The 22,653-nt window shown below is 53.9% G+C and carries 21 protein-coding genes and 1 other annotated feature; of the genes, 10 read left to right on the top strand and 11 right to left on the bottom strand.

All coding sequences use genetic code 11. The annotated features are described in order from the left end of the window. The first annotated feature begins 57 nt into the window (after positions 1-57). The gene (locus E0L21_RS21305; protein ID WP_131413024.1) at positions 58-1,395 is read left to right on the top strand and encodes an NCS2 family permease; all 1,338 of its coding nucleotides are present in this window, start codon (positions 58-60) and stop codon (positions 1,393-1,395) included. Between the two features lie 37 nt (positions 1,396-1,432). Here the strand turns inward: E0L21_RS21305 and E0L21_RS21310 are convergent, their stop codons facing one another. From E0L21_RS21310 to rpmH, 7 genes are all read right to left on the bottom strand, one after another. Then, positions 1,433-1,999, bottom strand: coding sequence for an NADPH-dependent FMN reductase (locus E0L21_RS21310; RefSeq protein WP_131413026.1), 567 nt, complete (start codon positions 1,997-1,999; stop codon positions 1,433-1,435). A 19-nt stretch (positions 2,000-2,018) separates the two neighbouring features. Further along, positions 2,019-2,762: a 4'-phosphopantetheinyl transferase family protein gene (locus E0L21_RS21315; protein ID WP_131413028.1), complete on the bottom strand. Its 744-nt coding sequence runs from the start codon at positions 2,760-2,762 to the stop codon at positions 2,019-2,021. 197 nt (positions 2,763-2,959) lie between these two features. Then, entirely contained in the window at positions 2,960-4,324 is a 1,365-nt protein-coding gene (mnmE, locus tag E0L21_RS21320; protein ID WP_131413030.1) for a tRNA uridine-5-carboxymethylaminomethyl(34) synthesis GTPase MnmE, read from the bottom strand. A 72-nt stretch (positions 4,325-4,396) separates the two neighbouring features. Next, complete coding sequence (gene yidC, locus E0L21_RS21325; protein ID WP_131413032.1) at positions 4,397-6,040, bottom strand: membrane protein insertase YidC; 1,644 nt, start codon at positions 6,038-6,040, stop codon at positions 4,397-4,399. A gap of 2 nt (positions 6,041-6,042) precedes the next feature. Continuing rightward, on the bottom strand, positions 6,043-6,300 hold the full coding sequence (gene yidD, locus E0L21_RS21330) for a membrane protein insertion efficiency factor YidD (RefSeq protein WP_017458070.1): 258 nt from the start codon (positions 6,298-6,300) through the stop codon (positions 6,043-6,045). Next, entirely contained in the window at positions 6,264-6,623 is a 360-nt protein-coding gene (gene rnpA, locus E0L21_RS21335; RefSeq protein ID WP_017458071.1) for a ribonuclease P protein component, read from the bottom strand. Before rnpA ends, yidD begins: the two co-directional genes overlap by 37 nt. A 16-nt stretch (positions 6,624-6,639) precedes the next feature. Further along, the gene (rpmH, locus tag E0L21_RS21340) at positions 6,640-6,780 is read right to left on the bottom strand and encodes a 50S ribosomal protein L34 (RefSeq protein ID WP_000831330.1); all 141 of its coding nucleotides are present in this window, start codon (positions 6,778-6,780) and stop codon (positions 6,640-6,642) included. A gap of 607 nt (positions 6,781-7,387) precedes the next feature. Here rpmH and dnaA point away from each other — a divergent pair. The 5 genes from dnaA to yidA all read left to right on the top strand — a co-directional run bounded on the left by dnaA (position 7,388) and on the right by yidA (position 14,517). Continuing rightward, complete coding sequence (dnaA, locus tag E0L21_RS21345) at positions 7,388-8,785, top strand: chromosomal replication initiator protein DnaA (RefSeq protein WP_131413034.1); 1,398 nt, start codon at positions 7,388-7,390, stop codon at positions 8,783-8,785. A gap of 4 nt (positions 8,786-8,789) precedes the next feature. Then, positions 8,790-9,890, top strand: a complete 1,101-nt coding sequence (gene dnaN, locus E0L21_RS21350) for a DNA polymerase III subunit beta (protein ID WP_131413036.1) — start codon at positions 8,790-8,792, stop codon at positions 9,888-9,890. Positions 9,891-10,036: 146 nt separating this feature from the next. Further along, positions 10,037-11,110 (top strand): DNA replication/repair protein RecF, encoded by a 1,074-nt coding sequence (gene recF, locus E0L21_RS21355; RefSeq protein ID WP_131413038.1) that lies wholly within the window; start codon positions 10,037-10,039, stop codon positions 11,108-11,110. Between the two features lie 28 nt (positions 11,111-11,138). Continuing rightward, entirely contained in the window at positions 11,139-13,553 is a 2,415-nt protein-coding gene (gene gyrB / locus E0L21_RS21360; RefSeq protein WP_131413040.1) for a DNA topoisomerase (ATP-hydrolyzing) subunit B, read from the top strand. A gap of 151 nt (positions 13,554-13,704) precedes the next feature. After that, positions 13,705-14,517 carry a sugar-phosphatase gene (gene yidA, locus E0L21_RS21365; protein ID WP_131413042.1) on the top strand — a complete coding sequence of 271 codons (813 nt, stop codon included), beginning with the start codon at positions 13,705-13,707 and terminating at the stop codon, positions 14,515-14,517. Between the two features lie 21 nt (positions 14,518-14,538). Here the strand turns inward: yidA and E0L21_RS21370 are convergent, their stop codons facing one another. Further along, a complete protein-coding gene (locus tag E0L21_RS21370; RefSeq protein WP_131413080.1) occupies positions 14,539-15,627 on the bottom strand; it encodes an FAD-binding protein in 1,089 nt (362 codons plus the stop codon). 124 nt (positions 15,628-15,751) lie between these two features. Between E0L21_RS21370 and E0L21_RS21375 the strand changes: the two genes are divergently transcribed. Continuing rightward, on the top strand, positions 15,752-16,978 hold the full coding sequence (locus E0L21_RS21375) for a DUF3748 domain-containing protein (RefSeq protein WP_131413044.1): 1,227 nt from the start codon (positions 15,752-15,754) through the stop codon (positions 16,976-16,978). Between the two features lies 1 nt (position 16,979). Here E0L21_RS21375 and E0L21_RS21380 read toward each other — a convergent pair whose 3' ends face one another. Next, a complete protein-coding gene (locus E0L21_RS21380; RefSeq protein ID WP_131413046.1) occupies positions 16,980-17,306 on the bottom strand; it encodes a YceK/YidQ family lipoprotein in 327 nt (108 codons plus the stop codon). Between the two features lie 242 nt (positions 17,307-17,548). Then, positions 17,549-17,624 (top strand) — a sequence feature (ROSE (Repression Of Heat Shock gene Expression) occurs in the 5'-region of heat shock genes and acts as an RNA thermometer to modulate expression.). Here E0L21_RS21380 and ibpA point away from each other — a divergent pair. Together ibpA and ibpB are read left to right on the top strand one after the other, a co-directional pair. Then, on the top strand, positions 17,618-18,031 hold the full coding sequence (ibpA, locus tag E0L21_RS21385) for a small heat shock chaperone IbpA (RefSeq protein ID WP_017458080.1): 414 nt from the start codon (positions 17,618-17,620) through the stop codon (positions 18,029-18,031). (Overlaps the previous feature by 7 nt.) 110 nt (positions 18,032-18,141) lie before the next feature. After that, on the top strand, positions 18,142-18,570 hold the full coding sequence (gene ibpB, locus E0L21_RS21390) for a small heat shock chaperone IbpB (protein ID WP_131413048.1): 429 nt from the start codon (positions 18,142-18,144) through the stop codon (positions 18,568-18,570). A gap of 42 nt (positions 18,571-18,612) precedes the next feature. Here ibpB and oxlT read toward each other — a convergent pair whose 3' ends face one another. Continuing rightward, positions 18,613-19,875 (bottom strand): oxalate/formate MFS antiporter, encoded by a 1,263-nt coding sequence (gene oxlT / locus E0L21_RS21395; RefSeq protein ID WP_131413050.1) that lies wholly within the window; start codon positions 19,873-19,875, stop codon positions 18,613-18,615. Positions 19,876-20,163: 288 nt separating this feature from the next. On the opposite strand from oxlT, the gene E0L21_RS21400 reads away from it, so the two are divergent. Continuing rightward, entirely contained in the window at positions 20,164-21,825 is a 1,662-nt protein-coding gene (locus tag E0L21_RS21400; RefSeq protein ID WP_131413052.1) for a putative transporter, read from the top strand. Here E0L21_RS21400 and E0L21_RS21405 read toward each other — a convergent pair. Beyond that, positions 21,793-22,539 (bottom strand): GntR family transcriptional regulator, encoded by a 747-nt coding sequence (locus tag E0L21_RS21405; RefSeq protein ID WP_131413054.1) that lies wholly within the window; start codon positions 22,537-22,539, stop codon positions 21,793-21,795. The two genes, E0L21_RS21400 and E0L21_RS21405, sit on opposite strands and share 33 nt — an antisense overlap. Positions 22,540-22,653: the final 114 nt, after the last annotated feature.

Raw genomic sequence — 22,653 nt, forward strand, 5'->3', positions numbered from 1 at the left:
TGTCTCATTTTGGTATAGGATAGCGACGAATTTTCCCTCCTATTCCGGAAATTGATAATGAGCCAACAACACTCTACCCAGGCCTCAAACCAGGGGTTGCTTGACCGCGTGTTTAAACTGCGCGAGCACGGCACTTCGGCACGCACCGAAGTGATCGCCGGTTTCACGACCTTTTTGACGATGGTGTATATCGTTTTTGTTAACCCCCAGATTCTGGGCGTCGCCGGAATGGATACCAGCGCAGTATTTGTGACAACCTGCCTGATTGCCGCTTTTGGCAGCATTCTGATGGGGCTGGTGGCTAATTTGCCGGTCGCACTGGCTCCGGCCATGGGGCTGAATGCTTTCTTTGCGTTCGTGGTTGTTGGCGCGATGGGCCTCTCCTGGCAGATTGGCATGGGCGCGATTTTCTGGGGCGCGGTCGGTCTGCTGCTGCTGACCATTTTCCGCGTCCGTTACTGGATGATTGCGAATATCCCGGTTAGCCTGCGTGTTGGCATCACCAGCGGTATCGGCTTATTTATTGGCATGATGGGGCTGAAAAATGCCGGTGTTATTGTCGCCAACAAAGACACGCTGGTGAGCATTGGCAACCTGACGTCTCACAGTGTTCTGCTGGGCGTGCTCGGTTTCTTTATCATCGCGATTCTGGCGTCGCGCAATATTCACGCCGCTGTATTGATTTCTATTGTTGTGACGACGCTGTTGGGCTGGCTGATGGGCGATGTGCAGTACCACGGCATCGTTTCCGCGCCGCCGAGTGTTGCATCCGTTGTTGGCAATGTTGACCTCGCGGGTTCGTTTAATATCGGTCTGGCGGGCGTGATCTTCTCGTTTATGCTGGTTAACCTGTTCGACTCTTCCGGTACGCTGATTGGCGTGACGGATAAAGCCGGGCTGGTGGATGAGAGCGGCAAATTCCCGCGCATGAAGCAGGCACTGTACGTTGACAGCATCTCTTCGGTCGCCGGTTCGTTTATCGGCACCTCTTCCGTTACAGCGTATATCGAATCGTCTTCTGGTGTGTCCGTGGGTGGACGTACTGGCCTGACCGCTGTGGTGGTGGGTCTGCTGTTCTTGCTGGTTATCTTCTTGTCGCCGCTGGCGGGCATGGTTCCGGCGTATGCCGCTGCTGGTGCGCTGATTTATGTTGGCGTGCTGATGACATCCAGCCTCGCGCGCGTGAAGTGGGACGACCTGACAGAAGCCGTACCCGCGTTTATCACCGCAGTGATGATGCCGTTTAGCTTCTCGATTACCGAAGGTATCGCGCTCGGCTTTATCTCTTACTGTGTGATGAAGATTGGCACCGGTCGCCTGCGCGATTTGAGCCCGTGTGTGCTGGTGGTTGCGGTATTGTTCCTGCTGAAAATCGTCTTTATCGACGCGCATTAATCTTTCTCCCTCTCCCGAAAGGGAGAGGGATTTTCCGCTACCGCTTAACGCGCTGAATATAATCACCAAAAGCCGTTAGTTGCCCGGTCAAATGGTCGAGCGTGCTTTGATCGACCACTTCTCCCGTTTGCTGATCCACCTTGTTCTGGATCACGCCGCCCATAAATTCCGGCTTGTTCATTACCATCGCATCCAGGAACACCAGGATCTGGCGTAAATGATACTGGCAGCGTGCGCCGCCAATCGCGCCCATAGAGCTTGTCTGAATCAAAACAGGTTTTCCGGCCAGCGGCTGCTCCGGCAGACGTGATAACCAGTCGATGGCATTCTTCAGGCCGCCAGGCACCGAGTAGTTATACTCAGGCGTTACAATGACCACGCCGTCCGCTGCGCGGATTTGTGCCGCGATCGCTTCCACACTTTGCGGGAAACCTTCTTCTTGCTGAATATCGGCGTCATACAGCGGGACATCAGCAATGGAAGGCAGCGGTGTAATCTCCATTCCTGCCGGGGCGAGTTTCGGTAACGTGCGTGCAACCATGGCATTAAATGAGCCTTTGCGCAGGCTCCCGAGAAGTGTCACAACCTTGAGTTCAGCAGACATAATGACTCCTGTGTAGGGATCAATTAAGGATCAGGGCTTTTTCCGCAGGCAGACTGGTGAAGCGCATTAAGCGGGATGCGGGATCGTTAGCGCGCGTTTGCACATCAGAAAGATAACGCCACCCTTTTTGGCTGTCGAATTCCCAGATCTTCAGGCTTTCGATTGCCGGACTCACCGCGACCGACCAAATCAGTACATCTTCCGCGTCACACATCACTTCCACCTGCGCCAGTTGCGCGGCGCGAAGACGCCCGGATCCCGGCAATAACTGTAGCTGGCCCGGTTCATCCTGCATCTGGTGCAGTAGCTTCATTACGCTCTGACGTATGGTCAAAAGCTGAGTTTGCGCTTCGTTAGCATCGTTTTGGTTGTTGATCCACAGCTGCTCATTATTGGTGAACGTGTGTTTATGTCCGTGTGGGCTATGAAAACTGCGCGTTGCGCGCTGTAACTCCATATCCAGCCCGCATTCGCCTTCGGTGGTGATTGCCACACCGACCATGTTCCCGGCATACGCCAGTGAGAAATGCGGCAGGCTGCTATCGACGAACCTCGGCCGACCGCTGGGTTCAATTTCAATTTCCGGTAGCTCGCTCGCGCCGTAAAGCATAAACAGCATTTCAGCGAGTAACGCGCGGGAAGCGAGAAAGCGTGAGCGGCGATGTTCTGGAAGCTGGCGCGCCGTATCATGGCAGGCTAGCGGTAACCGGGTAGAGATGAGATGCCCTTCTGACAGGATCCCTCTTGCAAAGTGCGTCGCCATTTTTCTCTCCGTGATAATGGTCTGAGTTGATCGAATCGATAATCAATATTATCGCCCATACTGCATAGGTTTTAATGCGGAAATTCGCATCTGAAAAGTCCTAATGGGGATATTTACACTTTCTTTCGCTGATCCGAAACACTTTAGGAAAATCCACCGTAGTAACACAAACGGCCGTTAAAACGGCCGCCATGTCATTACTTACCAATACAGAAACTTGAGAAAATGCGCCCCAGCAAATCGTCTGAGGTAAACTCGCCGGTGATTTTACTTAAGTTTTGTTGCGCAAGGCGTAGCTCTTCGGCAAGCAGTTCACCTGCCCATGCGCCTAACAGTTGTGCTTTACCCTGTTGCAGATGCTCTGCGGCCGTTTCCAGCGCTTGTAAATGACGACGACGCGCGAGGAAACCACCCTCCATGCTGGTGTCAAAACCCATGCTCTGCTTAAGATGCTGACGTAGCACATCCACGCCTTCCCCCGTTCGTGCCGACAGACGAACAAGTGAGTGACTATTCACTTCACTCATACCCAGCGGTTCGCCGGTGACATCCGCTTTATTGCGCACCACGGTAATCGGCAGTTTCGCTGGCAGACGGGCAATAAAATCAGGCCAGATCTCCGCCGGGTCAACGGCATCGGTAGTGGTGCCATCCACCATAAACAGTACGCGATCAGCTTGCTCGATCTCCTGCCAGGCGCGTTCGATACCAATGCGTTCCACTTCGTCGCTGGCTTCACGCAGCCCGGCGGTATCGATGATATGCAGTGGCATACCGTCGATATGAATATGCTCGCGCAGCACGTCGCGGGTGGTGCCGGCGATATCGGTGACGATTGCCGCTTCGCGTCCGGCCAGCGCGTTCAACAGGCTTGATTTCCCGGCATTTGGGCGTCCGGCAATAACCACCTTCATCCCTTCGCGCAGCAGGCTACCCTGACGCGCTTCGGCGCGTACGGCGTCCAGATCGGCGATAACGTCATTCAATTGCGCTTCGATTTTGCCATCGGAGAGGAAATCGATCTCTTCGTCTGGAAAATCAATCGCCGCTTCGACGTAGATGCGCAGGTGAGTGAGTGCTTCCACCAGGTGATTTACGCGGGCGGAAAATGCGCCCTGCAATGAATTCACCGCTGAACGCGCCGCCTGCTCAGAGCTGGCATCAATCAGGTCGGCAATTGCCTCAGCCTGCGTCAGATCGAGCTTGTCATTGAGGAATGCGCGCTCAGAGAACTCACCAGGATTGGCGATACGCAGCCCTGGCAGCGTCAGGATGCGTTTTAACAGCAGATCAAGGATCATCGGGCCGCCGTGGCCTTGCAGCTCCAGCACGTCTTCACCAGTAAAAGAGTTCGGGCCGGGGAACCACAGCGCGATGCCCTGGTCCAGCGTGGTGCCGTCGACATCCATAAACGGCAGATAGTCGGCATAACGCGGTTTCGGTAGCTTGCCCAGCACTGCTTGCGCCACATCGCGTGCTTTACTGCCTGAAATACGCAGGATGCCCACGCCACCGCGTCCCGGTGGAGTTGCCTGGGCGACAATCGTGTCGTTGTGGTTCATGGTTTATTTTCCGAAATCTCAAAATAAGAAAGGCGGTCAGTTGACCGCCTTCCGTAGAGCTATGACTTACTGTCAGGAGCTTTTCTTCTCGCGGCTATGCAAACCACGTTTCTCCAGACCACGGTAAATCAGCTGCTGCTGAATAATGGTCACCAGGTTGCTGACGATATAGTACAGCACCAGACCGGACGGGAACCACAGGAAGAACACCGTGAAGATGACCGGCATAAAGGTCATGATCTTCTGCTGCATCGGGTCGGTCACGGTGGTCGGCGACATCTTCTGAATGAAGAACATCGTGATGCCCATCAGGATCGGCAGGATGTAGTACGGGTCTTGCGCGGATAAGTCATGGATCCACAGGGCGAACGGCGCGTGGCGCAGCTCAACGGAACCCATCAGCATGTAATACAGCGCGAGGAAGATTGGCATCTGAATCAGCAGCGGGAAGCAGCCGCCTAGCGGGTTCACTTTCTCCGCTTTGTACATCGCCATCATTTCCTGGCTCATGCGCTGTTTATCATCACCTAAACGCTCACGCATCGCCTGAATTTTCGGCTGCAGCATGCGCATTTTCGCCATGGAGGTGTACTGCGCCTTGGTCAGCGGGTACATGATGCCACGCACGATAAAGGTGATAGCGATGATGGAAAAGCCCCAGTTGCCTAGGAAGCTATGGATCCATTTCAACAACTTGAACAGCGGCTGGGAGATGAACCACAACCAACCGTAATCCACGGTCAGATCCAGGTGTGGTGCTGCAGCAGCCATTTTGTCCTGAATCTCCGGGCCTACCCACAGGGTGCTGTTTAGCGCGGTAGTCTGGCCAGGCTGAACAATAACCGGCTGGGATTTGTAGCCAATAGCGGCCACGCCATTACCCAGATTACTGGTATAGAAGTTATTAGCACCGTTGTTGCTCGGGATCCACGCAGTAGCGAAATACTGTTGCAGCATCGCAACCCAGCCGCCATTGGAGCTGACGTTGAGGTTTTCGTTATCGGCGATGGTGTCGAATTTGTATTTCTCATACTTCGCGTCTGGCGTGGAATAAGCCGCGCCGCGGAAAGTATGTAACGCAAAGTTGCTGCTGCCGGTATCACGATGAGACGGCAAATTGATGGATTGCTTCAGCTGACCGAAGGCGGCCACTTCCAGCGGTTTTTCGCTGGTGTTCTGCACGTTATAGCCGACGTTCACCGTATATTCACCACGTTTCACAGTGAAAACTTTGGTGAAGGTGTTGCTTGCCGCATCGGTATAGGTCAGCGGGATAGCCAGCTCGTTCTGGCCATCAGCCAGCACAAACGCATCTTTTTCCACGTTATACAGCGGACGTGGGCCATTCGCCGGATTATCCGGGCCATCACGACCTGTCAGGCCGCTCTGCGCCTGATAGATAAACTGCGGGGTGGTTTCCAACAGCTGGAACGGCTCGCTGGAACCCAACTCTTTCGGGTAAGTCGGAAGCAGTGCCTGCTCAACATCACCACCACGGGTGTTGATGGTCAGCTCGAGCACGTCGGTTTTAACCGTAATCAGTTTCCCCTGGCCACTGGCCGGAACGCCCTGGTCGGCTGCGTTACCCGCTGCGGTGGTCGTAGTCTGCGTGGTCTGCTGCGCCGGAGGAGGATTTTTATCCTTCTCCCACGTTTGCCAGATCATGAAAGACACGAACAACAAAGCGATGATAAAAAGATTGCGTTGCGAATCCATCGTTAGTGTTCTCTGGTTTTAGAAGGTCCTGGCGGGACGGGATCGTCTCCACCCGGGTGTAAAGGGTGGCATTTTAATACGCGTTTCACTGTCAACCAACTGCCTTTTATCACTCCAAACCTGCGCAATGCCTCAATTCCATAGTGAGAGCAGGTTGGAGTGAAACGGCAGTGCGGCCCGAGTAGCGGACTAATCAGGCGCTGATAGACCCGAATGAGGGCTATCAGGACCCTTGAGCCAGGCGACAATGGCGGCGCCATAATTTTTCCAACGCTTCCGAGAGAGCACGGTTATCGAGGTCGGCAACCCCTTTCTTCGCCACCACCACAAAATCCATTGCCGGCAGTTCATGCTGGCGTAAACGGAAACTTTCACGCGTCAGACGTTTAATCCGATTGCGTTCATGGGCGCGTTTGACGTTTTTTTTGGCGACGGTAAGACCGATACGGGGATGCCCCAGCGAATTCAGGCGGCCGAGGATGGTGATTTGCGGCGTGCCAGCCCGTTGTGGCTGCTGGAAGACGAAAGTGAAATGAGTGGGAGTTAACAAACGTAACTCCCTGGGAAAAGCGAGCTTAACCACTCAGGGGTTAGCTTTATTACTTGGAAACGGTCAGACGTGCGCGGCCTTTAGCGCGACGACGAGCCAGAACCTGGCGACCATTTTTAGTAGCCATACGAGCACGGAAGCCGTGAGAACGGTTGCGCTTCAGTACAGACGGTTGAAAAGTGCGTTTCATGGCGGTTTCTACCTAAACTTGAATAAATTCACTGACTTTTGCGTATGCCTGAACGGATATCGAACGACTGGCGCGCAAGCCATGGGTAATTAAAGAGGCCGGATTGTAATAATTGTACACTCCGGAGTCAATTCTCTTTCCTTATTGCGCTCCTATTTTTGCACAGATCCGCACAAAAAATAAGCACCATTCGACGCCCGAAGAAGAGCATGACGCGCCGGGGGCAGAATTATACGGAGCCAACAGCAAAGCGCAAGGATCCTCCAGGATCTTCATTAGATCGTTTAAGCAATAAACCGTCGTTACTCATTAAATTTTCCAATATGCGGCGTAAATCGTCTCGCACCTCTTGTTGGATCGTTTACACTTACCCGATTCCGAATCGCCCTGTGGATAAATAGTGAAGAATCTGTGAGAAACACAAGATCTCTGGCGCGGTTTACGCTATGATCCGCGGTCCCGATCGCGATCCAGGATCGTGAGCAGGGCAAAAAAACCGTAAATAGCGGTTCGCACGTCACCCGGTTGGGTCTTATCGACGTGTGTCAAAAAACATTAATGTTTCTGTCTTTACTATTTATCGATTTTCGTTCGAGTGGAGTCCGCCGTGTCACTTTCGCTTTGGCAGCAGTGTCTTGCCCGATTGCAGGATGAGTTACCAGCCACAGAATTTAGTATGTGGATACGCCCATTGCAGGCGGAACTGAGCGATAACACGCTGGCTTTGTATGCGCCAAACCGTTTTGTCCTCGACTGGGTTAGGGACAAGTACCTTAATAATATCAACGGGCTGCTGAATGATTTCTGCGGTACGGATGTTCCGCAGCTGCGTTTTGAAGTGGGCTCCCGCCCTGTTAGCCAGACCCTGAAAGAACCAGCCGTTGTCGCTGCGCCCGCGCAGGCGGCGCAAGTTGTTGTGCAGCGTGCGGCACCTGCGGCTCGCTCTGGGTGGGATAACGTCCCCGCTCCGGCTGAACCGACCTACCGCTCAAACGTTAACGTGAAACATACCTTTGATAACTTCGTTGAAGGTAAGTCTAACCAGCTGGCTCGTGCGGCGGCTCGTCAGGTAGCGGATAACCCCGGCGGTGCGTATAACCCGTTGTTTTTATATGGCGGAACCGGTCTCGGTAAAACGCACTTGTTGCACGCTGTGGGTAACGGCATCGTGGCGCGAAAGCCCAATGCTAAAGTGGTGTATATGCACTCCGAACGTTTTGTCCAGGACATGGTAAAAGCCCTGCAAAACAATGCGATCGAAGAGTTTAAACGCTACTACCGCTCCGTTGATGCCTTGCTGATCGACGATATTCAATTCTTTGCCAATAAAGAACGATCCCAGGAAGAGTTTTTCCACACTTTTAACGCCTTACTTGAAGGCAATCAGCAGATCATTTTGACGTCGGATCGTTATCCAAAAGAGATCAACGGCGTTGAGGATCGTCTGAAATCCCGCTTCGGTTGGGGGTTAACGGTGGCGATCGAGCCGCCGGAGCTGGAAACTCGGGTAGCGATCCTGATGAAAAAGGCCGACGAAAACGATATCCGTCTGCCGGGTGAAGTGGCCTTCTTTATTGCTAAGCGCCTGCGCTCTAACGTGCGTGAACTGGAAGGGGCGTTGAACCGTGTTATCGCCAACGCCAACTTTACTGGCCGCGCGATTACTATCGATTTTGTCCGTGAGGCGCTACGCGATTTGCTGGCGTTGCAGGAAAAACTGGTCACCATCGACAATATTCAAAAGACGGTGGCGGAGTATTACAAGATCAAGGTAGCGGATCTGCTGTCGAAGCGTCGATCCCGTTCGGTAGCCCGCCCGCGTCAGATGGCGATGGCGCTGGCAAAGGAGCTGACCAACCACAGTCTGCCGGAAATCGGCGATGCATTTGGTGGCCGCGACCATACTACCGTGCTACATGCCTGCCGTAAGATTGAGCAGTTGCGTGAAGAAAGCCATGATATCAAAGAAGATTTTTCCAATTTAATCAGAACATTATCTTCGTGACGCTATGAAATTTACCGTTGAACGTGAACATTTATTAAAGCCGCTGCAACAGGTAAGCGGCCCGCTGGGCGGACGTCCGACATTGCCTATCCTCGGTAATCTGCTGCTGCAAGTTACTGAAGGCGCTCTGTCGCTGACCGGCACCGATCTCGAAATGGAGATGGTGGCGCGCCTTGCGTTAGTCCAGCCGCATGAACAGGGAGCGACCACCGTACCGGCGCGTAAATTCTTCGACATCTGTCGCGGTCTGCCAGAAGGCGCAGAAATCGCCGTGCAACTGGAAGGCGATCGTATGCTGATCCGTTCCGGGCGCAGCCGTTTCTCTCTTTCTACTCTGCCTGCTGCGGATTTCCCGAACCTGGACGACTGGCAAAGCGAAGTGGAGTTCACGCTCCCGCAGGCCACCATGAAACGCCTGATCGAAGCGACGCAGTTTTCAATGGCGCATCAGGATGTGCGTTACTACTTAAACGGTATGCTGTTTGAAACCGAAGGCGAAGAGTTGCGCACAGTCGCGACTGACGGCCACCGTCTGGCGGTCTGCTCAATGCCGATTGGCCAGGCGCTGCCGAGCCATTCGGTGATCGTGCCGCGTAAAGGGGTGATTGAGCTGATGCGTATGCTTGACGGCGGTGACACGCCGCTGCGCGTGCAGATTGGCAGCAATAACATCCGCGCGCACGTCGGCGATTTCATTTTTACGTCCAAGCTGGTGGATGGTCGTTTCCCGGATTATCGCCGCGTGTTGCCGAAAAACCCGGATAAAACCCTCGAAGCGGGCTGTGATTCGCTGAAACAGGCGTTTGCCCGGGCGGCGATCCTCTCTAACGAGAAATTCCGCGGCGTGCGTCTGTATGTCAGTGAGAACCAGATCAAAATCACCGCCAACAACCCGGAGCAGGAAGAAGCGGAAGAGTTTCTCGACGTCACCTACGGCGGGAGCGAAATGGAAATCGGCTTTAACGTCAGCTACGTGCTGGACGTACTGAATGCACTGAAATGCGAAAATGTGCGTATTCTGCTGACGGATTCGGTTTCCAGTGTGCAGATTGAGGATGCGGCGAGTCAAAGCGCAGCCTATGTTGTTATGCCAATGCGTTTGTAGTGATTAAAAGGGGCTGGTTTACTTGCCATTTCGCCTTCCGGCAGTGCTCGAAATGCTTACGTACTTCGTGTACGCTCCGCTTTCTGTGCGCTGGCGGTAGACGAACCGGCTGCGACACTCACGCCCCTGGACTGATACTCTGAACTATGTCACTGACCCGCCTTCTTATTAAAGACTTCCGTAACATCGAGAATGCGGATCTCGCGCTCTCCCCTGGTTTTAATTTCCTGGTCGGTGCTAACGGCAGCGGCAAAACCAGCGTTCTGGAAGCTATCTATACGCTTGGCCACGGACGGGCGTTTCGCAGTTTGCAAATCGGCCGCGTGATTCGTCATGAGCAGGAATCTTTTGTTCTGCATGGGCGTTTACAGGGCGAAGAGCGGGAAACGGCGATTGGCCTGACTAAGGATAAGCTCGGTGACAGCAAGGTGCGCATTGACGGCACTGACGGCCACAAGGTCGCGGAGCTGGCGCTACTAATGCCAATGCAGCTGATCACGCCGGAGGGGTTTACTTTACTCAACGGCGGTCCCAAATACCGAAGAGCGTTCCTTGACTGGGGATGCTTTCACAACGAAGCCGGTTTTTTCAACGCCTGGAGCAATCTTAAGCGTTTGCTAAAACAGCGTAACGCCGCGTTGCGCCAGGTGAGCCACTACGCGCAGCTTCGTCCGTGGGATAAAGAACTTATCCCGCTGGCCGGGCAAATCAGCCGCTGGCGTGCGGAATACAGCGCCGCTATCGCTGAAGATATGGCGGATACCTGCCAACAATTTTTGCCGGAATTTTCCCTGACATTCTCTTTTCAGCGCGGCTGGGAGAAAGAGACGGACTATGGCGACGTGCTGGAGCGCAATTTTGAGCGTGATCGCATGCTGACCTACACCGCGCACGGCCCGCACAAAGCGGATTTCCGCATCCGTGCGGACGGCGCGCCGGTAGAAGATACGTTGTCGCGCGGGCAGCTAAAACTCCTGATGTGCGCGCTGCGTCTGGCGCAGGGCGAGTTTTTAACGCGCGAAAGCGGACGACGCTGTTTATACCTGATAGATGATTTTGCCTCAGAACTTGATGACGCGAAGCGCGGGCTGTTAGCCAGCCGCTTAAAAGCTACGCAGTCGCAGGTTTTCGTCAGCGCTATCAGCGCTGATCACGTGATGGACATGTCGGACAAAAATTCGAAGATGTTCACCGTGGAAAAGGGTAAAATAACGGATTAACCCAAGATTAAATGAGCGAGAAACGTTGATGTCGAATTCTTATGACTCCTCCAGTATCAAAGTCCTGAAAGGGCTGGATGCGGTACGTAAGCGCCCGGGTATGTATATCGGCGATACGGATGACGGCACCGGTCTGCACCACATGGTATTCGAGGTGGTAGATAACGCTATCGACGAAGCGCTCGCAGGGTACTGTAAAGATATTGTCGTTACTATTCATAGCGATAACTCCGTCTCCGTACAGGATGATGGTCGTGGTATTCCGACCGGTATTCACCCGGAAGAGGGTGTTTCTGCTGCGGAAGTGATCATGACCGTTCTGCACGCAGGCGGTAAGTTCGACGATAACTCTTATAAAGTTTCCGGTGGTCTGCATGGCGTAGGCGTTTCTGTGGTTAACGCCCTGTCGCAGAAACTGGAGCTGGTTATCCAGCGCGACAACAAAGTTCACCGCCAGCTTTATGAGCACGGTGTCCCGCAGGCACCGCTGGCCATTACCGGCGATACCGAAAAAACCGGTACGATGGTGCGTTTCTGGCCGAGCTATGAAACGTTTACCAACGTCATTGAATTTGAATATGAGATTCTGGCTAAGCGCCTGCGCGAGCTGTCATTTCTGAACTCTGGCGTTTCTATTCGCCTGCGCGATAAGCGCGACGGCAAAGAAGATCACTTCCACTACGAAGGTGGTATCAGAGCGTTTGTTGAATACCTCAACAAAAATAAAACTCCGATTCACCCGAATATTTTCTACTTCTCCACCGAAAAAGACGGTATTGGCGTCGAAGTTGCCCTGCAGTGGAACGATGGTTTCCAGGAAAACATCTACTGCTTTACCAACAATATTCCGCAGCGCGATGGCGGTACTCACCTTGCGGGTTTCCGCGCGGCGATGACCCGTACGCTAAACGCCTACATGGATAAAGAAGGTTACAGCAAGAAAGCCAAAGTCAGCGCCACCGGCGACGATGCGCGTGAAGGCCTGATTGCGGTCGTGTCTGTGAAAGTGCCGGATCCGAAATTCTCCTCGCAGACCAAAGATAAACTGGTCTCTTCCGAGGTGAAAACGGCGGTAGAACAGCAGATGAACGAACTGCTCAGTGAATACCTGCTGGAAAACCCGTCCGACGCGAAAATCGTGGTAGGCAAAATTATCGACGCAGCGCGTGCGCGTGAAGCGGCACGTAAAGCGCGTGAAATGACCCGCCGTAAAGGCGCGCTGGATCTTGCTGGCCTGCCTGGCAAACTGGCGGATTGCCAGGAGCGTGACCCGGCGCTGTCCGAACTCTACCTGGTGGAAGGGGACTCCGCGGGCGGTTCTGCGAAGCAGGGCCGTAACCGTAAAAACCAGGCGATTCTGCCGCTGAAAGGCAAAATCCTGAACGTTGAAAAAGCGCGTTTCGACAAGATGCTCTCTTCGCAGGAAGTGGCGACGCTTATTACTGCGCTGGGCTGCGGCATCGGCCGCGATGAGTACAACCCGGATAAATTGCGTTACCACAGCATCATTATCATGACCGATGCGGACGTCGATGGTTCGCACATCCGTACGCTGCTGCTGACATTCTTCTACCGTCAGATGCCGGAAATCGTTGAGCGCGGCCATGTCTACATTGCACAGCCGCCGCTGTACAAAGTGAAGAAAGGCAAGCAGGAACAGTACATCAAAGATGATGAAGCGATGGATCAGTACCAGATCGCTATCGCGCTTGATGGCGCAACCCTGCATACCAACGCCAGTGCGCCAGCATTAGCCGGTGAGCCGCTGGAAAAACTGGTGGCTGAATACAACGCTGTGCAAAAAATGATTGGCCGCATGGAGCGCCGTTTCCCGCGCACCCTGCTGAAAGAGCTGGTGTATCAGCCGACGCTGACCGAAGCCGACCTCTCCGACGAACAGAAAGTGACCCGTTGGGTTAATGCTCTGGTCACCGAGCTGAACGAAAAAGAGCAGCACGGCAGCCAGTGGAAGTACGATGTGCGCATCAATAGCGAGTTGAACCACTTCGAGCCGATCATTCGCGTACGTACTCACGGCGTCGACACCGATTATCCACTGGATAACGAGTTTGTTGTCGGTGGCGAATATCGTCGTCTCTGCGCGTTGGGTGAAAAGCTGCGTGGCCTGATCGAAGAAGACGCCTTTATCGAACGCGGCGAGCGCCGTCAGCCGGTTGCCAGCTTCGAGCAGGCGCTGGACTGGCTGGTGAAAGAGTCTCGCCGTGGCCTCGCTATCCAGCGTTATAAAGGTCTGGGCGAAATGAACCCGGATCAGCTGTGGGAAACCACCATGGATCCGGACAGCCGCCGTATGCTGCGCGTGACCGTCAAAGACGCGATTGCTGCAGACCAGCTGTTCACCACGCTGATGGGCGATGCAGTTGAACCGCGTCGTGCCTTTATCGAAGAAAACGCCCTGAAAGCGGCGAATATCGATATCTGATCCGCTGTTTCCCCTCTCCATCCGGAGAGGGGAAAACCTAAAAGAGGCACTTCCCGCCCCGTTTCTATCCCCCTTTTCCCGCCATCTCCGTGCTGTTTTTTGAGCAGAATCGCGTTAGCATGAGCCTGGAAATATCTCATCTGGGGATCTCATGGCTATTAAACTTATTGCAATCGATATGGACGGCACGCTGCTGCTGCCGGACCACACTATCTCTCCCGCGGTTAAAAACGCCATCGCCGCTGCGCGCGAACGCGGCATTAACGTAGTGCTGACCACCGGCCGGCCTTACGCGGGCGTACACAGCTACATGAAAGAGCTGCATATGGAACGGGAAGGGGATTATTGCATTACCTATAACGGCGCACTGGTACAGAATGCCAGCGATGGCAGCACCGTCGCGCAAACTGCGCTGAGCTATGATGATTATCGCTTTCTGGAAAAACTTTCCCGCGAAGTGGGTTCTCACTTTCACGCGCTGGATCGCAACACGCTCTACACCGCTAACCGCGACATCAGTTACTACACGGTGCATGAATCTTATGTCGCCACCATTCCGCTGGTGTTCTGCGAAGCGGAGAAAATGGATCCCGCAATTCAGTTGCTGAAAGTGATGATGATTGATGAACCAACCGTTCTCGATCAGGCCATTGCCCGTATTCCGCAGGAAGTAAAAGAGAAATATACCGTGCTGAAAAGCGCGCCATACTTCCTCGAAATCCTCGATAAACGCGTGAACAAAGGCACCGGCGTAAAATCGCTGGCCGATGCGCTGAATATCAAGCAAGAGGAGATCATGGCGATTGGCGATCAGGAAAATGACATCGCGATGATTGAATACGCAGGCGTTGGCGTGGCGATGGATAATGCCATCCCGTCGGTGAAAGAGGCGGCGAATTTCGTCACCAAATCAAACCTGGAAGACGGTGTTGCCTACGCGATTGAGAAATTTGCCCTGATCTAAACCGCAACATGCGCAAGGGCGTTATGCCCTTGCCGCAGTTGTCGGTTTCTCTGCTGTAAGTGGGATATGCGCAACACCGCTTTTCATGATCCATTTGCGTAACCATGGTGTTGTCAGAACGCGATTTTTGATGATTTTTCCCAGCAGTTTTACGCGTAAACCCCGCGTTTTTCGGCGATAGACGGTATTCGCGTTATCCGGCGTACTACAAAGCACGCCACTGAGGATTTCGGCGCTATCGAGCGCATAACTGATGCCTTCGAGCGAGCTGGCGCTGATAAAACCGGCCGCTTCACCGATCAAAAATGCATTCTCTTTTCCGCAGACAAAATTGCCCCAGCGCGACGGGCATAACACCGTACATTTCTCGCTTTTCACCACCTCGCCGAAGCGGAAATCAAACGCCTCCAGCCGCATTTTCAGCGCCTCAAAATTTTCACGGCTGTTTTTCAACGCAAACGCGCCGCCAAAAATAAAGTAGCCATCTTTACTGATGCTCCATGCATAACAATCGGTGGTCGCGTTATCAAAAACACAGGAGTAGAACGGCTGTGGATGTCGGTCTTTAAGCCACTGTTGCAGCGCGACATATTTGCGAATTTCATGCGCAGGGTAGAGTACCCGTCTCACCATTGAGTTTGCGCCGTCTGCGCCCACCAGATAACGGCATGTCACAGTGGATTCCGCGCCTTCAGCGCAAAAGGTCAGGTGCCAGAGGCCGTTTTCGCGCCAGATTTTTCGACACAGCGCATCGTGGTAAACGTTGATCGAGGGTGGAATCAACGATTTCATCCACAAATCAAACGCGTGGCGATCGATATTCAGGTAACTGCGCTGGTAGTTTCGCGTAAAGCCACTTTGCACATCGACCGTACGCACGCTAAAAATCTGTGGATCGGCCATCACCTGCACCGGGAGTGTAATACCTGCACGGATAAACGCCCGCTGCGCATCGGGTGCCAGCAATCCGCCGCAAGGTTTTTTAAAGCCGCGATTGCCCTGCTGCTGCTTTTTATCCAGCGCGATAACGCTCAGGTTCCCGGCTAACTGTCGCGCCAGCGCCGCGCCTGCTGGCCCCAAACCGATTATTGCCACGTCAAAATGCTGCATCATTTCCTCCTGTGTTGAGGGAGGAAGGCTAAACCGTGTCTGTGAAGAGACCGTGAAGTGCAGAGTAGGCGGATCCCGCGCATTGCGATACCCTGAGGCGACATTATGACTTCAGGGTCTTTTCATGAAACAGCTCACCTTTGCCCCGCGCAATCATCAACTTACCAATATCAACACCTGGACTGCGGACAGTCAGTGGCTGGTTTTTGATGTTCGCCCTTCCGGCGCATCGTTTACCGGCAAAACCATTGAGCGGGTCAATGTGCGCAACGGTGACGTTGAGGTGCTGTATACCGCAACAAACGGTGCGCATGTAGGTGTGGTGACGGTGAACCCTAAAGCGGAAGAGTATGTCTTTATCCACGGCCCGGAAAACCCGGACGCCAGCTGGCAGTATGACTTTCACCATCGGCGCGGCGTGGTGTCGGCAAAAGGCATCACGCGAAACCTTGATGCGCTGGACATTACCGCGCCTTACACGCCCGGTGCGTTACGCGGCGGCACACATGTGCATGTGTTTAGCCCGAATGGCGAGTTTGTGAGCTTCACGTATAACGACCATGTATTGCACGAGCGCGATCCGGCCCTGGATTTACGCAATGTCGGCGTTGCGGTGCCGTTTGGCCCGGTAACGCCGCCTTGTACTCATCCACGCGAATATAGCGGAAGCCACTGGAGTGTTTTGGTCAGCCGCACGACGCCCGTGCCGCAACCGGGCAGCGATGAGATCAATCGCGCGTATGAAGAGGGTTGGGTGGGCAACCAGCATCTGGCATTTATCGGCGATACCTTATCGCACAGCGGTGAAAAAGTGCCGGAGCTGTTTATTGTCGCGCTTCCCGGCGATGAGCGGGGCTGGAAAACACCGGGTGATGCCCCGCTGGCGGGCAGTGAACAAACCCTGCCTGCGCCGCCAAAAGGTGTGATGCAAAAACGCCTGACGTTTACCCATCACCGCCGCTATCCAGGATTAGTGAATGTGCCGCGTCACTGGGTGCGCAGTAATCCGCAGGCCACGGCAATCGCCTTTCTGATGCGCGACGACAATGGCATTGTGCAATTGTGGTTGATAAGCCCGGACGGCGGCGAACCGCGCCAGTTAACGCACACGGCACATGGAATTCAGTCAGCTTTTAACTGGCATCCTTCCGGTGAGGCGCTGGGGTTTGTGCTCGATAATCGCCTGGCGATGTGCGATGCGCAGCATGGCGATATCACCTTTTTGAGTGCCGATCATGGAAACCCACCGTCGGCGGATGCGGTGGTGTTTTCACCGGACGGTAAGCAGTTTGCCTGGATGGAAGAGGTGGACGGTTTCCGCCAGCTATGGGTGACGGAAACCGGTTGGTAATTTAATGCGCCGGCATGGGGGCGGGTGGGATCACCGAATCGGTCGCAAGCGTGGCTTTCTCGCTCTGTTCCACCCGCGATTTGAGAGAATTATCGCGGCGGAAAAGATCCCACGGCAACAGTAAGGTATCCAGGATGGCGGTAAAGGGCATATCCAGCGCCACCAGTGATTTAGTGCCAATGCCGGTGTCATCATCAGACAGCATCGCCGAACTGGCGCGTGTGCCGGGGTACGTTCCCTCTTTGCCGCCAGTATGCGACATCACGCTTGAACATCCCGACAACACCATCCCGCTGAGCAATGCAGAAACTATCAGAATCGTTTTCATTTTCGATTTGTCATCGTTGTTTATAGGTTGAATGCTGTCCGGGGGGTTATAGCCTCCCGAACGAGAAAGCGACAGCATTCGAGCTCCGCTCTGTGGCGGCATTCGCATTTTAACCATTTGTGCTGCAATCCCAGTCTATGCGTTGTGCCAGAAAGTGCAAAAAAAAGTCCGAATTGTGGGCTTGAAAACCTCTCCTTTAGCCACATTTTAGGAATGTAGCCCGGGAACATGCCGGAAGGGTGTTCGGCTACGTTAGCTGCCTGTCCATTGTGGAGGGCATAAAAATCTCGCTGATTTCAGGAGCTTTAACTATGCGTAACTTCGATCTTTCCCCGCTTTATCGTTCAGCTATTGGTTTTGACCGTCTGTTTAACCTACTGGAAAACAACCAGAACCAGAGCAATGGCGGTTACCCTCCGTACAACGTCGAGTTAGTGGATGAAAACCACTATCGCATCGCTATTGCTGTGGCTGGTTTCGCTGAAAGCGAACTGGAAATCACCGCGCAGGACAACCTGCTGGTGGTGAAAGGTTCCCATACCGACGAACAAAAAGAGCGTACTTACCTTTATCAAGGTATCGCCGAACGCAATTTCGAGCGCAAATTCCAGTTGGCAGAGAACATCCACGTCAAAGGCGCCAACCTGGTCAACGGCTTGCTGTATGTCGATTTAGAACGCGTGATCCCGGAAGAGAAAAAACCGCGTCGTATCGAAATTAACTAATTATGCAGGGTCGCGACTGGCGGCCCGTCCCAAACATGCTCGCCGACAGGGAGCATATGTGAGTTTACGTGCTCGCAGGTATTCACTCGCTTCTTAGAAGGAGAAACACAATGCGTAACTACGATTTATCCCCGCTGCTGCGTCAATGGATCGGCTTCGACAAACTGGCTAACGCCCTGCAAACCACCAATGAGCAACAGGCATTTCCGCCCTACAACATTGAGAAGGGCGATGACAATCACTACCGCATTACCCTCGCGCTGGCCGGTTTCCGCCAGGAAGAGCTGGATATCCAGCTGGAAAATGGGCGTTTAACCGTCAAAGGTACGCCGGAAAAACCGGCCAACGAGCCGAAGTGGCTGCATCAGGGGCTGGTGATCCAGCCGTTTAGCCTGAGCTTTACGCTGGCCGACTATATGGAAGTCTCCGGCGCGACTTTCACCAACGGTCTGCTGCATATCGATCTGCTGCGTAATGTGCCGGAAAGCGCTGCGCCACAGCGCATTGCCATCAGTAATCGCCCGGCGTTAAACAGCTAACGGTCAGTAACGAAAAGGCTCCGCATGCGGAGCCTTTTTTGTTTATGTCCGCACGCTCTGCAAGAAGCGGTGACGCCAGGGTTTCAGTACAAAGAAAGCCAACAGGGCGCAGAGAATATCCAGCGTAATGGCGCAGCCAAACACCAGATCCCAGCTACCGGTTTTCTGGTACAGCAGTGCCGCCAGCGGGCCGCCGAAAATCGAACCAATTCCTTGTGAGATATAGAGCCAGCCGTAATTCGCGGTGGCATGCTGCGTGCCGAAGGTGTCGGTGAGCGTGGCGGGAAACAGGGAGAAAATCTCGCCCCAGCCGAAAAATACCACCCCGGAAAGCAGCACAAACAGCAGCGGATCATCTTTGCATAGCAACCACAGCGCCATTGCGCAGCCTTCCAGACCAAAGGCGATAAACATCATGTTTTCCCGGCCAATCCGGTCAGAAATATAACCGCACACCGGGCGTGTTAGCCCATTCATAAAACGGTCGATGGTCATTGCCAGCGGCAGCGCTGCCATGCCCATTACCGTTACGGCGGTGATGCCGAAATCCTCAGCGAAAATGGCCATCTGCGACGTCACCATCAGGCCCGAGGTCGACATCATGGTCATCATTGCAAACATCAACCAGAACAGCGGTTTTCGCAGCATCTCTTTCGGCGCGAAGCTTTTGTCGCTCATCTTCAGGTTGCTGGTGACGTCTTCTGTACGGATGCTGTGCGGCGCCCGCAGCCCCTGGCTGGCGATAAACCCGATTACCGCCATCAGCAGGCCAAATTGCCACAGCGTATTCTCCAGCCCTTTAGCAGCCAGCGATTGGGTCACCGGGAAAGTCGTCAGGATCGCGCCCATACCATAGCCGGCCGCCACCATCCCTGTGGCAAATCCGCGTTTTTCCGGAAACCATCGCACCATCAAGCCAACCACGCCGATATAGACAATGCCGGTGCCAAGGCCACCCAGTACGCCGTAATAAAGATAGAGCTCCGTCAGGCTGCTGATAGTGGCAGTCAGCATCCAGCTTACGCCGCTCAATACCGTGCCGATGGCAATCAACCGCCGTGGGCCAAACTTATCAATTAACCGCCCCTGAAATGGGGAAAAGAAGGTTTGCAGAATAATCAGCAGCGAAAAGGTGAGCTGGATTTCCGCCAACGGCACGTGAAGTTTTTCCATAAATGGCCGCGTCAGCAGGGCCCAGACATACTGCGGGCTGGAAATGGAAACCATGCACAATAAGCCCAGCGCCAGCTGCATCCACTTTTTCGGACTTGCTACTACCACGTTGGTCAATGTTGTATTTGTCATTCTGCCACCCTGTTGTTAACAAAAGTGGTCTTTTGCATTAACTATGCCATAACCTATTGTTGCGACAGGAATTGCGCCGATGCTTAGCAGGCATAGGGTTTGAGCAGCGCTACTGATAGCGATACCGCTGAACCCTGCTGCCTTGGTTCGGGGCAACCGTCTTTTACTGGTGCAATTTTCGCCACATCACGAAGCAGAGAAAATCCCTGCGCTTTGTGCGGTATCACCCATACAGCTATTACGGGTTCTGCCAATATTCCTGTAGTCATCATGTACAGGGAAAAGATCATGAGTGATATCGCGTTAACCGTAAGCGTTCTGGCACTCGTTGCTGTCGTTGGGTTATGGATAGGTAACCTGAAGATTCGCGGCGTCGGGTTTGGCATTGGTGGTGTGCTGTTCGGTGGGATAATCGTCGGCCACTTTGTTGATCAACTGGGCATTCCATTGAGTAGCCCAATGTTGTTATTTGTGCAGGAGTTTGGCCTGATCCTGTTTGTTTATACCATCGGTATTCAGGTGGGGCCGGGCTTCTTCGCCTCATTGCGCGTCTCCGGACTGCGGCTGAATCTGTTCGCTATTCTGATCGTGCTTCTCGGCGGCCTTGTCACCGCCATTTTGTATAAGCTGTTCGCCATTCCGTTGCCGGTGGTGCTGGGGATTTTCTCCGGCGCGGTAACCAATACTCCGGCGCTCGGCGCAGGGCAACAAATCCTGCGTGATTTGGGCATAGCAGGTCCGGTACTGGATCAGATGGGCATGAGCTACGCGATGGCGTATCCGTTCGGTATCTGCGGGATTTTGCTCAGCATGTGGTTACTTCGCGTACTGTTTCGCGTCAATGTAGATGAGGAAGCGCGTAAGCACGACGCCACGCTCAGTAACGGTACATCGCTGATTCGCACCATTAATATTCGCGTTGAAAATCCGAATCTCGACAAGATGGCGATTCAGGATGTGCCCATCCTCAACAGCGATAAAATTATCTGCTCGCGCTTAAAACGCGGTGAGTTGTTGATGGTGCCTTCACCGGGCACGCTGATTGAAGCCGGAGATTTGCTGCATCTGGTGGGGTTACCGAAAGATCTGCATAACGCTCAACTGGTTATCGGCCAGGAAGTCGACGTCTCGTTGTCCACGCGCGGTACCGACTTGCGGGTAGAGCGCGTGGTCGTCACCAACGAAAAGGTGCTGGGCAAGAAAATCCGCGATCTGCACTTTAAAGAGCGCTACGACGTCGTTATCTCGCGCCTTAACCGCGCCGGGGTTGAGCTGGTGGCCAGCAGCGACGCCAGCCTGCAGTTCGGCGATATTCTCAACCTGGTCGGGCGGCCCTCGGCGATTGACGCAGTGGCCAATGAAGTCGGTAATGCGCAACATAAACTGCAACAAGTGCAGATGCTGCCGGTGTTTATCGGTATTGGCCTCGGTGTGTTATTAGGATCGGTGCCGGTGTTTATTCCCGGTTTTCCTGCAGCGTTGAAATTGGGCCTGGCCGGTGGACCGCTGATTATGGCGTTGATCCTTGGGCGTATCGGCAGTATCGGCAAGCTGTACTGGTTTATGCCGCCTAGCGCCAACCTGGCGCTTCGGGAACTAGGCATTGTGCTTTTTTTAGCGGTGGTTGGGCTGAAATCGGGCGGGGATTTTATCGCCACGCTAACTCACGGTGATGGGGTGAAATGGATGTGTTACGGCATTTTTATTACTGCCGTTCCGCTAATAACCGTCGGTTTGTTGGCGCGGATGCTGGCGAAGATGAACTACCTGACTTTATGCGGCATGTTAGCCGGGTCGATGACCGATCCGCCCGCGCTGGCCTTCGCTAACGCGTTGCACCCCACCAGCGGGGCGGCAGCGCTCGCGTATGCGACGGTCTACCCGCTGGTGATGTTTCTGCGCATTATCACGCCGCAATTACTGGCGGTGATCTTCTGGGGTATGGGCTAACGGCGTTTCCGGGTGGATGCGCCGCAAATGGTAATCCACCTGGTAATCGCGGGTGTTACGAAACATCACCGAGTAGTTAAGAAACTCGCCGCTGTCGCTATACGAAAGGGAGGTGATGCGCAGCAGCGGTGTTTGCTCCTGTATGTTCAATGTTTGCGCCAGTTGCTTATCCGCCAGCACCGGTGTCAGGCTCTCATAGTTGCCGCTAATCGTTATGCCGCACTCTTTTTCGATGTAATCAAACTTTGACCCTTCAAGGTGCGCCAGCGAGAGCGTGCGGAACAACTTCACTGGCATATAGCTATCTTCCAGCATCAGCGGTTTGCCCTCGACATAGCGAACCCGGCGCGAGAAGTAGATACGTTCATTGACTTGAATGCGTAGCTGGCTGGCTATCGCCGGTGGCGCAGGCATCACTTCAAACAGCAACACTTTGCTGTGCACCTCTTTGCCTTGTTGACGCAGCACTTCCACCAGCCCGGTAAGGTTGGTTGTTTCATGGTGCACATCCTTGCGCGCCACAAAAGTACCGCTGCCGTGACGGCGCACCACCAGCCCCCACACCACCAGCAAATCCATCGCTTTTCGGATGGTCATTCGCGCCACGCCGAACTCCTGCGCCAACGCTTTTTCACCCGGCAAGGGACTACCGACATTGTAATCCGATGAATTCAGCCGCAGACGCAGCCGCTCGGCTATTGATTTGTAGATCACCTGTAGCCCTCTTTACGCCTCTTCATCAGAACATTTATCACAGACATGTCCAATTTTTATTCGCAAAGTAGACCTGAAGGGGCGAAATAAAACCATGAAAGGGATCACGGAACG

Source organism: Kosakonia quasisacchari (assembly GCF_004331415.1).
Taxonomy (GTDB): domain Bacteria; phylum Pseudomonadota; class Gammaproteobacteria; order Enterobacterales; family Enterobacteriaceae; genus Kosakonia; species Kosakonia quasisacchari.

Bases quoted from the DNA above. Each gene is read 5' to 3' on its own strand.
- E0L21_RS21305 (WP_131413024.1), top strand. From the start codon at position 58: ATGAGCCAACAACACTCTACCCAGGCCTCAAACCAGGGGTTGCTTGAC.
- E0L21_RS21310 (WP_131413026.1), bottom strand. From the start codon at position 1,999: ATGTCTGCTGAACTCAAGGTTGTGACACTTCTCGGGAGCCTGCGCAAA.
- E0L21_RS21315 (WP_131413028.1), bottom strand. From the start codon at position 2,762: ATGGCGACGCACTTTGCAAGAGGGATCCTGTCAGAAGGGCATCTCATC.
- mnmE (WP_131413030.1), bottom strand. From the start codon at position 4,324: ATGAACCACAACGACACGATTGTCGCCCAGGCAACTCCACCGGGACGC.
- yidC (WP_131413032.1), bottom strand. From the start codon at position 6,040: ATGGATTCGCAACGCAATCTTTTTATCATCGCTTTGTTGTTCGTGTCT.
- yidD (WP_017458070.1), bottom strand. From the start codon at position 6,300: ATGGCGCCGCCATTGTCGCCTGGCTCAAGGGTCCTGATAGCCCTCATT.
- rpmH (WP_000831330.1), bottom strand. From the start codon at position 6,780: ATGAAACGCACTTTTCAACCGTCTGTACTGAAGCGCAACCGTTCTCAC.
- dnaN (WP_131413036.1), top strand. From the start codon at position 8,790: ATGAAATTTACCGTTGAACGTGAACATTTATTAAAGCCGCTGCAACAG.
- recF (WP_131413038.1), top strand. From the start codon at position 10,037: ATGTCACTGACCCGCCTTCTTATTAAAGACTTCCGTAACATCGAGAAT.
- gyrB (WP_131413040.1), top strand. From the start codon at position 11,139: ATGTCGAATTCTTATGACTCCTCCAGTATCAAAGTCCTGAAAGGGCTG.
- yidA (WP_131413042.1), top strand. From the start codon at position 13,705: ATGGCTATTAAACTTATTGCAATCGATATGGACGGCACGCTGCTGCTG.
- E0L21_RS21370 (WP_131413080.1), bottom strand. From the start codon at position 15,627: ATGCAGCATTTTGACGTGGCAATAATCGGTTTGGGGCCAGCAGGCGCG.
- E0L21_RS21375 (WP_131413044.1), top strand. From the start codon at position 15,752: ATGAAACAGCTCACCTTTGCCCCGCGCAATCATCAACTTACCAATATC.
- E0L21_RS21380 (WP_131413046.1), bottom strand. From the start codon at position 17,306: ATGAAAACGATTCTGATAGTTTCTGCATTGCTCAGCGGGATGGTGTTG.
- ibpA (WP_017458080.1), top strand. From the start codon at position 17,618: ATGCGTAACTTCGATCTTTCCCCGCTTTATCGTTCAGCTATTGGTTTT.
- ibpB (WP_131413048.1), top strand. From the start codon at position 18,142: ATGCGTAACTACGATTTATCCCCGCTGCTGCGTCAATGGATCGGCTTC.
- oxlT (WP_131413050.1), bottom strand. From the start codon at position 19,875: ATGACAAATACAACATTGACCAACGTGGTAGTAGCAAGTCCGAAAAAG.
- E0L21_RS21400 (WP_131413052.1), top strand. From the start codon at position 20,164: ATGAGTGATATCGCGTTAACCGTAAGCGTTCTGGCACTCGTTGCTGTC.